General features: G+C 50.4%; 12 protein-coding genes and 4 pseudogenes. 7 read left to right on the top strand and 9 right to left on the bottom strand.

Going from position 1 to position 11,269, the window contains the following annotated elements; all coding sequences use genetic code 11:
- Positions 1 to 403 precede the first annotated feature (403 nt).
- Positions 404 to 1,045: an MATE family efflux transporter gene (locus U8U68_RS17765; protein ID WP_322203222.1), complete on the bottom strand. Its 642-nt coding sequence runs from the start codon at positions 1,043 to 1,045 to the stop codon at positions 404 to 406.
- Between the two features lie 300 nt (positions 1,046 to 1,345).
- On the opposite strand from U8U68_RS17765, the gene U8U68_RS17760 reads away from it, so the two are divergent.
- Entirely contained in the window at positions 1,346 to 2,161 is an 816-nt protein-coding gene (locus U8U68_RS17760) for a MerR family transcriptional regulator (RefSeq protein WP_322203218.1), read from the top strand.
- Between the two features lie 4 nt (positions 2,162 to 2,165).
- Here U8U68_RS17760 and U8U68_RS17755 read toward each other — a convergent pair whose 3' ends face one another.
- Positions 2,166 to 2,483: a hypothetical protein gene (locus U8U68_RS17755; RefSeq protein WP_322203216.1), complete on the bottom strand. Its 318-nt coding sequence runs from the start codon at positions 2,481 to 2,483 to the stop codon at positions 2,166 to 2,168.
- A 40-nt stretch (positions 2,484 to 2,523) separates the two neighbouring features.
- Positions 2,524 to 3,123: a hypothetical protein gene (locus U8U68_RS17750; RefSeq protein WP_322203214.1), complete on the bottom strand. Its 600-nt coding sequence runs from the start codon at positions 3,121 to 3,123 to the stop codon at positions 2,524 to 2,526.
- A gap of 171 nt (positions 3,124 to 3,294) precedes the next feature.
- On the opposite strand from U8U68_RS17750, the gene U8U68_RS17745 reads away from it, so the two are divergent.
- Together U8U68_RS17745 and U8U68_RS17740 are read left to right on the top strand one after the other, a co-directional pair.
- Positions 3,295 to 4,026 carry a response regulator transcription factor gene (locus U8U68_RS17745; RefSeq protein WP_322203212.1) on the top strand — a complete coding sequence of 244 codons (732 nt, stop codon included), beginning with the start codon at positions 3,295 to 3,297 and terminating at the stop codon, positions 4,024 to 4,026.
- Positions 4,010 to 4,831 (top strand): HAMP domain-containing protein, encoded by an 822-nt coding sequence (locus U8U68_RS17740; protein ID WP_322203211.1) that lies wholly within the window; start codon positions 4,010 to 4,012, stop codon positions 4,829 to 4,831. The genes U8U68_RS17745 and U8U68_RS17740 overlap by 17 nt, the downstream gene beginning before the upstream one ends.
- A gap of 295 nt (positions 4,832 to 5,126) precedes the next feature.
- Here the strand turns inward: U8U68_RS17740 and U8U68_RS17735 are convergent.
- The 4 genes and pseudogenes from U8U68_RS17735 to U8U68_RS17720 all read right to left on the bottom strand — a co-directional run.
- Positions 5,127 to 5,918: pseudogene (locus U8U68_RS17735) on the bottom strand (DUF362 domain-containing protein); the annotation flags it as partial.
- A gap of 223 nt (positions 5,919 to 6,141) precedes the next feature.
- Positions 6,142 to 7,275, bottom strand: a pseudogene (locus U8U68_RS17730) (aldo/keto reductase).
- Positions 7,276 to 7,303: 28 nt separating this feature from the next.
- On the bottom strand, positions 7,304 to 7,576 hold the full coding sequence (locus U8U68_RS17725; RefSeq protein WP_322203209.1) for a hypothetical protein: 273 nt from the start codon (positions 7,574 to 7,576) through the stop codon (positions 7,304 to 7,306).
- Between the two features lie 252 nt (positions 7,577 to 7,828).
- Entirely contained in the window at positions 7,829 to 8,080 is a 252-nt protein-coding gene (locus tag U8U68_RS17720) for a hypothetical protein (protein ID WP_322203207.1), read from the bottom strand.
- 131 nt (positions 8,081 to 8,211) lie between these two features.
- Between U8U68_RS17720 and U8U68_RS17715 the strand changes: the two genes are divergently transcribed.
- Both U8U68_RS17715 and U8U68_RS17710 read left to right on the top strand, forming a co-directional pair.
- A complete protein-coding gene (locus U8U68_RS17715; protein WP_322203205.1) occupies positions 8,212 to 9,096 on the top strand; it encodes a LysR family transcriptional regulator in 885 nt (294 codons plus the stop codon).
- Between the two features lie 68 nt (positions 9,097 to 9,164).
- Positions 9,165 to 9,350, top strand: a pseudogene (locus U8U68_RS17710) (tyrosine-type recombinase/integrase); the annotation flags it as partial.
- Between the two features lie 371 nt (positions 9,351 to 9,721).
- On the opposite strand, the gene vapC reads toward U8U68_RS17710, so the two are convergent.
- Both vapC and vapB read right to left on the bottom strand, forming a co-directional pair.
- Complete coding sequence (gene vapC / locus U8U68_RS17705; RefSeq protein WP_322203201.1) at positions 9,722 to 10,123, bottom strand: type II toxin-antitoxin system tRNA(fMet)-specific endonuclease VapC; 402 nt, start codon at positions 10,121 to 10,123, stop codon at positions 9,722 to 9,724.
- On the bottom strand, positions 10,120 to 10,350 hold the full coding sequence (gene vapB, locus U8U68_RS17700; protein WP_322203199.1) for a type II toxin-antitoxin system antitoxin VapB: 231 nt from the start codon (positions 10,348 to 10,350) through the stop codon (positions 10,120 to 10,122). The genes vapC and vapB overlap by 4 nt, the downstream gene beginning before the upstream one ends.
- A gap of 244 nt (positions 10,351 to 10,594) precedes the next feature.
- Here vapB and U8U68_RS17695 point away from each other — a divergent pair, with 244 nt between their 5' ends.
- Positions 10,595 to 11,062 carry a leucine-rich repeat domain-containing protein gene (locus U8U68_RS17695; protein ID WP_322203197.1) on the top strand — a complete coding sequence of 156 codons (468 nt, stop codon included), beginning with the start codon at positions 10,595 to 10,597 and terminating at the stop codon, positions 11,060 to 11,062.
- Positions 11,055 to 11,177: pseudogene (locus tag U8U68_RS22495) on the top strand (hypothetical protein); the annotation flags it as partial. The gene U8U68_RS17695 and the pseudogene U8U68_RS22495, both read left to right, overlap by 8 nt.
- Positions 11,178 to 11,269 lie beyond the last annotated feature (92 nt).

Genomic DNA, 11,269 nt, shown 5'->3' with positions numbered 1-11,269 from the left:
CGCAGGATATCTCTCATAACATTCATTCATTTATGCGTCGGCTCCAGCATAATCCCTCTCGGGTTATTCGTTTTTTCCTCCATCCGCTTCTTTCCTATCTTTCGGCGGAGGAGTAATAAATAATCGATCTCCCTGCCCGAGCCCAGGGGGCGGGCGAAAGCTGCGCAATGGAGCTTTTTGTATAGAAGCAAAAGAACCCCCTAAGCGAACCCTCCGGCGCTGCTTCATCCACAGCGCCGTCCAATACCTCCGTGTTGAGCCTCAAGACATTCTTATCTCCGGAGAAGCACTCCCACGTTTGAACCATGTTAACGATACTTCAAAATTTGCGCTCTTTTCAATCGCTCCAACTTGGAACATATTTCCTGTGTCGTGATGCTGATTACAATAACATCATCTTCCATTACTTAAACCGCACCCCATTCCGTCCCGAATATTTCAGCAATATCACTGCGATCACCAATACCACTGCTTCATAAGTAAACATCGAAAGCCAAATTGCCCCATTGCCAAACAGTTTGGGCAGAAATACAATAATTGCCGAATTCAGGATCACGCTCCGCAAAAGGCTGATGCCTGTGGACAAAGCCGACCGTTCCGTGGAATACAGGTAGGCCGTTATCATTACATTTATTGCCATAATTATGAAGCCAATGGAGAATATTGGATAGATTTGTAAAACGTATTCTGCTGTTTCCCCGTTAGATCCAAACAATAAACAAATATTCTCTCTGAGCAGAACCGTCAATATTGTTATCATAGAACTGCCCGCAAAACTGAGTACAGCAGCGGTGCAGAGCAGCAGAAGCATCCCATGGCGGAATACTGTATTGGCCCCCTCATAATCCCCTTTCCCCATATGGACGGCGCAAATTGCCACGCCGCCCACACTGATAAACAGATTCATCGCATTGACTATTAAAACGAAGGGATTGACCAGATTGATTGCACCAAGAGCGTTCGTCCCCACGCCCCGGCCCACAAAAATGGCGTCGATAATCGTAAACAGAACAAAGCAAAAGTTGCTTAGGGCTTGTTTGAAAATAGAGGAAATGACGAATTTTTACCCAGAAGGGGTTCATTTCAAGGAAAAAACCGCAAAGCAATCTTCCGGATTGGCGAGGATTTTTGACGCAGAAAGGGGCCCCTTCTGGGTAAAAAGACGGCGTTTCCGATTTTTCAAACAAGCCCTAACATGGTGGGAACAACATACCGGGCCACAGTCCGAATTTTTGTGTTGTGCATTTTAATGACCTCCTTCCGTGTTATTCCACGGAGATTTTTTATTTGACAAGTTTTTCGCGGGATGCTAAAATGGAGCATCCTATATTAGGAGAGTTTTGCCATGAAAAAAGAGAACCTGCTATCCATCGGCGCCCTGTCACAGCAGACCGGCGTTCACATCAAATCCCTCCGTTACTATGATTCTTTGGGAATCCTCCGTCCCGCCTATGTTGACCCCGGCAGCGGCTACCGCTACTACAGCTTGCAGCAAGTCCCTGTGGTGGACGCCATTCGGCTGTGTGTTGATTTGGGCATCCCTCTCAAGGATTTTACGGATCATTACATCGAGAGCAACCGCCAGATCCACTACGCAAAGCTGGTGGAACATGGCACAGCGCTGGCCCGGGAGAAAATTCAAACCATACAAGGGCGGCTGGCCATGCTGGAAAGGATACAGGCTGAAATTGAACACGGCGAACAAATTCTAAAAAGCGATGGAATGGTGCAATGTAATCTTCCCGCAATGGACGTACTACTCGCCCCATATCCACAGAATGCTTCAGCCGCCCAGGCGGCCGCTCTATTCCGCAGTTTGGTGCGGACCGCCGAGGATAGCGGTTTGACCATCAACGATTTTGTTGGGCGGCTGCTTCACTGTCAAGGAACCCGAAAGGAGCTGTTTTTTGGTATTGGGGTGGATATCCCCCAGGGAGCGCGGGACCTTTCCGAACACATTCTGCATCTTCCGGCAGGCGAGTATCTCTGCTGTAAACAGGCAGTGCCCGCGATTGAAAATGCCGCGAACCTATTTGCGGAACAATTTGCGCTGGATTACGAAAAGTATGTGGTAGAGTCTGAACTGCCTCTTGGGAATTATGAATGTGCCGCACCTCCTTTTGAGCTTTGCTGTTTACTTCCGGGAATCCAGCCGAATTGAGACTTTAATCGCCAATCCGCAATGATAAGGCTTTCATAATATGTGACCAGAGTTTTGAAAGCGTTATCTGATAGGGTAGGAACAAGTGGGCGTCATCTTTCACCCTCCGGGCATATTTTGTCCCGGCATTGCCCAGCACGATAACATAGGGAGACCGCCTGAATCCATAAGGAAATTCTGGAGCAGCCTGCGCAAACAACTCTAAATCAACAAGAATCACCGCAAATCTGTGCTGTGCAAGCAGCTGCTCCGCTGTTTCTATGCTGGGAGAGTCAAGAGGCTTTCTTTTTTCCTGACGATGCACCTGGGGAGAGCGGATCATAAAGATGTTGTTTACAGAAAATTCACCATCTTAAGATTTGTTAAGAACCAAAGGTGTAATTATTTAAGAACTTCCTGGTAGAATCATGATTGCCGGGGGAGAAGCCCCCAAAGGCCAAATATTTGAAAGGAAGTGCTTTAATTATGACAGGCAGAAACAAAAAGACAAGATGGCAGAAGGTTGGCGCTTTGGTTCTGGCGTCACTTATGACGCTGACCATGCTGACCGGCTGTGGCGGCGAGAACACCAGCAGTACCAAGAAAAGCAGCTCCAGTTCTTCACAGTCATCCAGCCGTAAAGCAAAGCAGACTTCTTCCTCTTCTTCCAGCCAGGCCGGCAAAGATGACAAGGATGATTCCTCTGCCAGTAAAGAGAGCAGCAGTTCCAGCACGGCAAGCCGGAGTGACGATAAAAAAGACGACAGCAGTTCCACAGACCGTAAATCGGACAAGGGTGACAGTTCGAAGTCCGAAAAAAAGGATAGCAAAGACAAATCATCCGGCAAGGATGATAAGGAAAGCTCTTCGGCCGATCCGGACAATCCCTCCACAAGCAAGGAGGACAGCAGTACCAGCAGCGAGGAGAGCGGTTCCAAATCTGATAAAAAAGACAGCTCGTCCAGTAACGCAGACACAAACAAAAAGGGCGGCTCTGGAAAAGGCTGACGATGCAAATTGGCGGCTACAGGGTTTCGCCAAAGGTAAAATTTGCGTGTAAGGTTACGTCCTTTTCATAAATACATACAAAAAGCCCTCTGGAAATCTCCGAGGGCTTTTTGTGTGCGCTCCATGGATAGAGAGAGGAAAAAAGAATGGAAGCACAGAAAGTTTTGGTAGTTGAGGACGAGGCGGATATCCGGGAAGGGATTCGCATTTTATTGGCTGGCGAAAACTACATAATTCTTGAGGCCGAAAACGGGGAACAGGCACTAAAGAAAATGAACGATGAAATTGACCTGGTCATTTTGGATGTGATGATGCCGGGGATGTCTGGACTGCGTGTTTGTGAAGAGCTGCGGAAAACCTATACCGTGCCGGTGCTGTTCCTTACGGCAAAAGCACAGGAGTCTGATAAACTCATTGGGCTGACCGCTGGGGGTGACGATTACCTTACCAAGACATTCTCTTATGCTGAGCTTATTGCCAGGATAAAAGCACTGCTGCGCCGGTACTGCGTTTATCAGGGCAAAAATCAACCAGGGACTACCTACGAGGGAAACACCCTCTCTTGCGGAGGGGTGGAGATTGCATTGGATCATAACCAAGCCTGGGTAGACGAGGAAGAGGTGGAATTGACTACAATCGAGTACAATATCCTGCGAACCTTGATGCAGCACCCACAGCAAACCTTTTCTGCACAGATGATTTATGAAACCGTCTGGAATGAGCCATATTTTCATATTTCCCATGGCACAGTGATGGTCCATATTCGCAAACTGCGGCTAAAAATAGAGGACGATCCCCAAAACCCCACGCGTATCAAAACAGTTTGGGGAAAAGACTATCGGTTCGGATGGGAGAGCGGTAATGAAATGGTTAAATAAGCGCCGAGGGCTGGCCTGGCAATTTGCAGCGTTGCTGATTACGGCAGGGATTCTTTGCGGGGGGTTGTTTGCGGTAATGCACATGAGTATAGATGAGATTTTGTTTCAGCACGTCAACAGCCCGGAATTTCAAGAGCAGGCAACAGAGGAACGTATCGCGGAATTTCAGCGATATGTAACCACTCATCAGCTTTCCACCACGGATAGGACGGAGCTGGCCCAATGGGTAAGAAAAAAGCCCTTGCTGCTGATGGAAATATATCGTTCCAATATACTGATTTTCACTTCCTCCGCGCCGGAAAATGAAGAGGTACTTGCCAACAATGCCGAAGTGCCCTATTACAACTGGATGTCTTACTATGTGGTAGACTTTGCCGACGGGAGCGCCGATGTTCTTCTATATAGCGGCGATGGGTACCGCTATTCCGCGCTTGCTGCTATTTTTGAAATAGTACTATGCACGCTGCTGTTTTTTGGGATTTTTTTGCATGGTTGTCAAAAAATTGTGCGATATATCCGGCTTATCAACAAAGAAATTTTGGCTATGGAAAGTGGAGATTTGGACAGCGCCATTACTGTTAAAGGCAATAATGAGCTGACCACTCTGGCCCAAGGGCTGGATTCCATGCGCAAGGCGTTTCGAGCCCAGCAGGAACGAGAAACCCAGTTCTTTGCGGCGAACCAGGCTTTGATTTCGGAGATGTCCCATGATTTGCGCACGCCGTTGACCTCTCTGCTGATTTATTCGGAAGTTTTGCGGTATGGCAAGTACCAAGACCAGAAACAGCATGGAATATCCTGCTAACATCCTCGTAAACATAAAACACCCTTTGCCTCTCTTCCGCCGAACCTGCCCGAACCAGCTCGACCCCCTCATCTCTTCCCAGGTTCCGGCCATACTTTTTCTCGGTGCTGTTGTTCCAGTGCTCATGCACGCCAAGATTTGTGACAGTATTCCCCCGGCTGTCCGTATAGGTCGTGCCGGAGGGCGCGCTGTTTACCAATCCAGCCTCGTGCAGGTAATTTTCGTTATTCACACTGGCGGCGGCCCGGTTATAGTCTGTGACCGTAGCTTCATTGCTGAGAAAATCCGCGCCCACGCTGTCAATCGCCACCGCGTCCTGGCTGGCAAACACGCTGGCGGTAAAGCCGCCATTAAAGGGAGCCTGCTGCCAGGTGGCGTTCTCCTTTGTGATGGAGGCCCCCTCGCTGGGAGCGCAGATCAGCGCGTCCAGCATATAGAGCACGGTCTTGCCGCCCAAATCGGCGTTTGCCATCAGGTCAACAAGCGGGCTGTAAAGGCCCATCTCGTCCCGGGTCAGCCACTGGTGGAGGTTTGCCCCCTCCGGCGGCCGCAGGGCGTTGCCATTGATGAAACTGCCGAAATGGTTCTTGCCGCACAGGGTAATGCCATAGCTGTGGCCTTTTAGGTTTGCAAGATTTATCACATACTTAGCCTCAGTCACACAGGTGGGCAGGTAGTTCACCCGTCTGCTGAACTCGTGCGACCAGACGATAGGCGCGCTCTCATCTGCCACACCATGGTTCCGTCCCACAAAGTTCACTCCTGCCAACTCCCCCTGGGTGCAGAGTTCCACCATATAGTCCGGGAAGAGCCTGGATACGTCATATACAGTGATGTCGCCGGGGGCCGCGCCCGCATCCCGCACCAGGGAGGTGAGCAGGGCCTTGAGCAATACCGGGTTTGTATAGCTCATGGCGGTCTCGCCGGAGGTATCGTCGTCCATTACTGCCGAACCGTTGATGTTGGCCTTGATTGCAATCTTCTCCCCGGGTTTATAGCCGCCCTCGCTCTTATAGGCAAACAGAGCCTGCCAGCCCTCCTTTGCCGTAGGCTTGCCGCCAAGCTGGGCGATGCTCTCGTCCACCATCTTCTGTATGGCGGGCTCGTCAAAGTGGGAGGGCTCCCACCAGTAGCCGCTGCCGTCCCAGCTTACTGAATCAGGGTCATGGGCCCAGACCACCCGGCCCGGCATGACCCCGATCCCCGCGCCCATAGGCTGGTGCTGGGGGAAGGCGCCGTCGTAGGGGAGAGACGGTGTGAGCAGGGCCAGCAGGCCGGCCAAAATTAGCTCCAGGCAGTTCTTTATGGAGTTAACCATTCAGCTTTGCCGTAAAGTCCGCCATAGCCTCGCTGATCTTAATCTGCTGGGGGCAGACCTTCTCACAGCTCCGGCAGCCGATACAGGCGGCAGGCTTCTTGTCCTCTGGCAGAGCGGACAGGGCCATAGGCGCGATGAACCCGCCGCCGGTGAAACTGTGCTCGTTTTAGAGCTCTAACAGGACGGGAATGTCCAGCCCCTTGGGGCAGTGGCTGGTGCAGTAGCGGCAGGCGGTGCAGGGCAGCTTGCCGGAGAGCATACCGTCCGCGATGCCCAGCAGGGCTTTCATCTCGTTTTCATTAAGGGGCTTATCCTCGCTGTAGGTAGCGATATTCTCCTTCATCTGCTCAAAATTGCTCATGCCAGAGAGGGTCACCACCACCTGGGGCAGGCTCTGTAAGAACCGGAACGCCCAGGCCACGGTTTTCTCGTCCGGACGAAGGGCGCGAAGCTTCTGCTCGTCCGCTTCGGGCAGACTAGCTAATTTGCCGCCCCGCACCGGCTCCATGACCCAGATGGGGATATTGTAGGAGCTCACAAGCTCCACCTTTTCCTTGCACTTTTGCAGCTCCCAGTCCACATAGTTTAATTGCAGCTGGCAGAACTCCATATGCTCACCGTAAGCCTCTAAAAAGCGCTTGATCACATCGTATCCGCCGTGGGCCGAGAAGCCCAGGTGCCGGATTCTGCCGTTCTTTTTCTGCTCCATGAGATAGGAGAAAATCCCATACTTCTCATCGTCCAGATAAGCGTCGATGTTCATCTCGCACACGTTGTGGAACAGATAGAAGTCAAAGTATTTAACCTGGCATTTTTCCAGCTGCTGTTCGAAGATCTCCTTGACCTTGGGCATATTATTGAGGTCATAGCCAGGGAATTTCGTGGCAAGATAGAACTTCGCCCGGGGGTGCTTTTTCAGCGCTTCGCCCATCACCAGCTCGGAGTTGCCATCGTGGTAGCCCCAAGCCGTGTCATAGTAGTTGACGCCCTGCTCCATGGCGTAGTCCACCATTTTTTGGGTGGCGGCTTTGTCAATCTGCCCGTCGTTACCGTCGATGGTGGGCAGGCGCATGGCACCCATGCCAAGGGCGGAAAGCTCTAAATCTTGGAATTTTTTGTAAATCATATTAAGTGCTCCTTTCAGATAATAAAGTTTATAGTTTTCTGTAGCTCAAAAGTTTTGCCATATAGTGCCTCAAGCAGGCAATCATAGCCATGATAGCGGCGTGATCCAGCAGGAACAGCGCCAGTGGTTCCGAAAAATCGAAGAATACAAAGGTGGATTTCAGCAGCATATAGGTGCCCAGCTGCCGCTTTATAAAGGCGTATATTCCATACCCGCACAAAAGCACCGAGACAGCATATCCAATCAGGCGGCTCTTTGAGGAAGGATACCCCTTTTTGACAGCCCGCTTCACCAGCGCCAATACCATGCCTCCATGCAGCCCAAGCCCGGGAAAAGTATGCGATCAGGGTGGAACTGCCCTCTTGAGAGGAAGGGCTTTCCGGGCTGGCGGCAGCAGAGCTTTCAGGTTCTTCGCTGGACGGTGGGGGTGATATTGCAGTCTCCTGTTTCTCTGCTGGGGAAATAGAGACGGCGGATGATTCCGGCGGTGCACTCTGCCCGCAGGCGGAAAAGCTTAGCACAAGGGCCGCCAGCAGGCAAATACCGATTCGTCTCATTTTTGGGCCTCCTTATGCTTTTCATTTCTTTCGATGGTGTACACCAGATAGTCCAGGCAGTCAATGCGTTTCTGCTCCCGGTGCAGGGCGTCCAGCAGTGCCCGCCGGTGCTTTGCCAGTTGGGGAAGCATTTTCGCCGGGGCCCCTGCCGTGAAGCAGGCCATGCAGGACTCGGTGGTTTTACGGTCGCAGCCCGCGTCCAGCAGGTTTTGGCGGATAAGGCTGCGGTCATCGTTCATTTCCGGCATTTTGTACCACGCTCCTTACACCCAATATTATAGGCCCACCGTCCTGAAATAGCAAATACCTAGTTCCTATATCATGTTATTCTTGAACAGAATAACATCCCGTGATATACTATGAGGAGGGGGGATTCAAAATGGAGATACGAGTCTTGCGCTATTTTTTGGAGGTGGCCCGGGAGGGCAGCATTACCCATGCGGCAAAGCGGCTGCACATCTCCCAGCCCACTCTTTCCAAACAGCTGAAAGACCTGGAGGGGGAGTTGGGCAAAAAACTGTTTACCCGCAGCAGCTTCAGCGTACATTTGACGGACGAGGGGATGCTCCTTAGAAAGCGGGCCGAGGACATTTTGGATATGGTGGATAAGACAGAGGAGGAGTTCAAAGCTCTGGGAGCCATCACCGGCGGGGACATCCATATAGGCTGTGCGGAATCCGAAGGTATTCGGCACTTGGCCCAGTGCATTAAAGCCTTGCAGGAGAAGCACCCAGGGATTCGTGCCCACCTTTACAGCGGCGACACCAATGACCTGGCGGAGCGGCTGGAGCAGGGGCTTTTGGACTTCGCCGTGACGGCCCAGGCGGTGGATCTGTCCAAGTACAATTACCTGGAGCTGCCCTGGGTGGACACCTGGGGCGTGGCGCTGCGGAAAGACGACCCGCTGGCAAAAAAGGAGGCTTTGGGCGTGGAGGACTTGCTGGGCAAGCCCTTGATCGTGTCCAGGCAGGGATTGCGGGAGGATATGCCACGGCTGTTCGGGGAGAAGGTCGACCAGCTGAATGTGACCGCCACCATCAACCTGACCTATAACGGCACCATCCTTGCGCGGGAGGGCATCGGCTATGTGCTCACCTTTGACAAGCTGGTGAACACCAGCCGGGAGAGCGAGCTTTGCTTCCGTCCGCTAATTCCAAGGCTGGAGACGAAGCTGTACGTTATTTACCTGAAATACCAGGTCTTTTCCCCGGCGGCGGAACTGCTGCTGCGGGAGATGAAGGGCTGTTATGGAGTTTCTGCGTGAGATAGTAATGCGTGGAATATGTTTTTGACTCAGTTTAAGGAGTGAACCAAATGAAACCAGATCCCGCGTTCTCGACCCTGGCACTCCAAAATGGCGTAGATATCAAGACAGTTTCCGGAATGCGTGGTCACTACTCGGCAGGGTTCACCCTGGACACCTATGCCCACGTCACCACCGCCGCGCAAAAAGAAGCAGCCAAGACGATGGGCAACCTCCTGGGGAGTAGTATCCGGTCGTTTCCCCGTGATGGGTAGGAGAAACCGCAAGCGGTTTCTCCCGGAGTTTTGTGATTCTGCTGTCGCAGACCCCCGAAACGTCCGAGCGGGTTCTGGTATGGGTCAGTGGGTCAACGAAGGGGAAACGAAAAAAGAAATCCCCGAAAAACTTATAGTTTCCGGGGATTTTTGGTTGCGGGGGCAGGATTCGAACCTGCGGCCTTCGGGTTATGAGGGTGATAATGCCCCAAATAGGCTCCTAACATACTGTATATAGGAGAGGCTAGGGTTATTAAATACAATTTGTGGGGTGATAAAACAAATCACTCTTAATTTGACCTGCCGCAACTGGCTTAGGAATGGGCATTCGTTAGAAAAGTGTTAGAAGGATGTTAGAAAACGGAGAGGGCCTACTCCACCCAATTTTCCACTTTAAGGCCGGGCACTCGATTAAATTCCTTAACATTGTTCGTAACTAAAATCAAGTCCTCTGCTCTTGCGTGTCCAGCTATCAGCATATCCAAAGGCCCTATTGGGGTTCCTTGCCGCTCCAAGTGCGCTCGAATCTTTCCGTACTCCATTGCCGCACGATCATCAAATGGAATCACATCAAGGACAAAAAGGAGCTGCATGATGGCAGCTTTGTTCCTATCCGGGCTGGCGCTCTTAGACGCTCCATATTCCAACTCAGATAAGGTAATAGCAGATATACATAAACCATCATGCTGGTATGCCTTTAGTTTTACTAGGACACTTTCCGGCTTATTCTTGATAGCGTAGATACATATATTGGTGTCCAGCATATACTTCATAGAGATTCCCTTTCCTGCTGAACATCTTGTTTCCTGCCTTCCGCAAAGAAATCATCCGAAAAACTGTCTAGTCCTTCGAGAAACGTCTTCCAAGCCGCATCCTTAGGCACCAGCATAACAGCATCTCCCAGACGCTGAATCAGAACCTCGCTATCAGAAAAGCGGAATTGCTTGGGCAGCCGCACTGCCTGGCTCCTCCCGGTTTCAAATATTTTTGCAACTTCCATGGCGGTCACCTCCTACTATATGAGTATATACCATGATATATATTCTTGTCAATGCTTTTTATGCTATTCGAAGAATCTGAAACACTCTGCTAGCTATCCTACTACTTTATGAGGTAGATGTGGTTTCCTCCGAAAAAGCCTTGAAACTTCGCTATACTTGTGGTAAAATTATGAAAAGAGTGTGAACATAAGATGCTCGCACTTGACAAAGATGTCAAAGAAATGGATCCAGGAGGGTTTCGTTATGAAAAAACAGTTCTTGGCCATTTTGCTAGTGATGTGTCTGGTGATAGGTTCATGCCCTGTATGGGCGGTAGCCTCAAATGATGATTTTGTGATAGAAAACGGTGTGTTGCTAACGTATACTGGCACTAGCAAGAACGTAACCATTCCTAGCGGGATAACCAGCATAGGGGACCGGGCGTTTAGAGAATGCCATTTTCTTTTCAGAATCGTGTTTCCAGATACGCTAAAAAGAATTGGAAATAGAGCCTTTGAAAAATGCGACTCTTTAGTTAGTGTATCGATTCCTAACACTGTTATTAGCATTGGTGATGATGCTTTTTCTGACTGTGATTCGCTTAGGGCTTGTTTGAAAATAGAGGAAATGACGAATTTTTACCCAGAAGGGGTTCATTTCAAGGAAAAAACCGCAAAGCAATCTTCCGATTGGCGAGGATTTTTGACGCAGAAAGGGGCCCCTTCTGGGTAAAAAGACGGCGTTTCCGATTTTTCAAACAAGCCCTGATGAAGTTACCATTCCCAGTAATGTAACAAGTATTGGGAATAACCCGTTTGGACATTGTGGAAACTTAGAAAGAATCGAAGTAAATGATGGAAATTCCTTTTTTTCTTCATATAACGGTGTCCTATTTGATGCGAGAGCAAATAGACTGCTCGCTTATCCAAAAGGAAAATC

This window comes from Acutalibacter intestini, assembly GCF_034334985.1.
In the GTDB taxonomy this organism is placed as follows: Bacteria; Bacillota; Clostridia; order Oscillospirales; family Acutalibacteraceae; genus Acutalibacter; species Acutalibacter intestini.
Note: the sequence above shows the minus strand (reverse complement) of the source record. Positions and strands in the feature narration are given on the sequence as shown.

Bases quoted from the DNA above. Each gene is read 5' to 3' on its own strand.
- U8U68_RS17760 (WP_322203218.1), top strand. From the start codon at position 1,346: ATGAAAAAAGAGAACCTGCTATCCATCGGCGCCCTGTCACAGCAGACC.
- U8U68_RS17755 (WP_322203216.1), bottom strand. From the start codon at position 2,483: ATGATCCGCTCTCCCCAGGTGCATCGTCAGGAAAAAAGAAAGCCTCTT.
- U8U68_RS17745 (WP_322203212.1), top strand. From the start codon at position 3,295: ATGGAAGCACAGAAAGTTTTGGTAGTTGAGGACGAGGCGGATATCCGG.
- U8U68_RS17740 (WP_322203211.1), top strand. From the start codon at position 4,010: ATGAAATGGTTAAATAAGCGCCGAGGGCTGGCCTGGCAATTTGCAGCG.
- U8U68_RS17720 (WP_322203207.1), bottom strand. From the start codon at position 8,080: ATGCCGGAAATGAACGATGACCGCAGCCTTATCCGCCAAAACCTGCTG.
- U8U68_RS17715 (WP_322203205.1), top strand. From the start codon at position 8,212: ATGGAGATACGAGTCTTGCGCTATTTTTTGGAGGTGGCCCGGGAGGGC.
- vapC (WP_322203201.1), bottom strand. From the start codon at position 10,123: ATGAAGTATATGCTGGACACCAATATATGTATCTACGCTATCAAGAAT.
- vapB (WP_322203199.1), bottom strand. From the start codon at position 10,350: ATGGAAGTTGCAAAAATATTTGAAACCGGGAGGAGCCAGGCAGTGCGG.
- U8U68_RS17695 (WP_322203197.1), top strand. From the start codon at position 10,595: ATGAAAAAACAGTTCTTGGCCATTTTGCTAGTGATGTGTCTGGTGATA.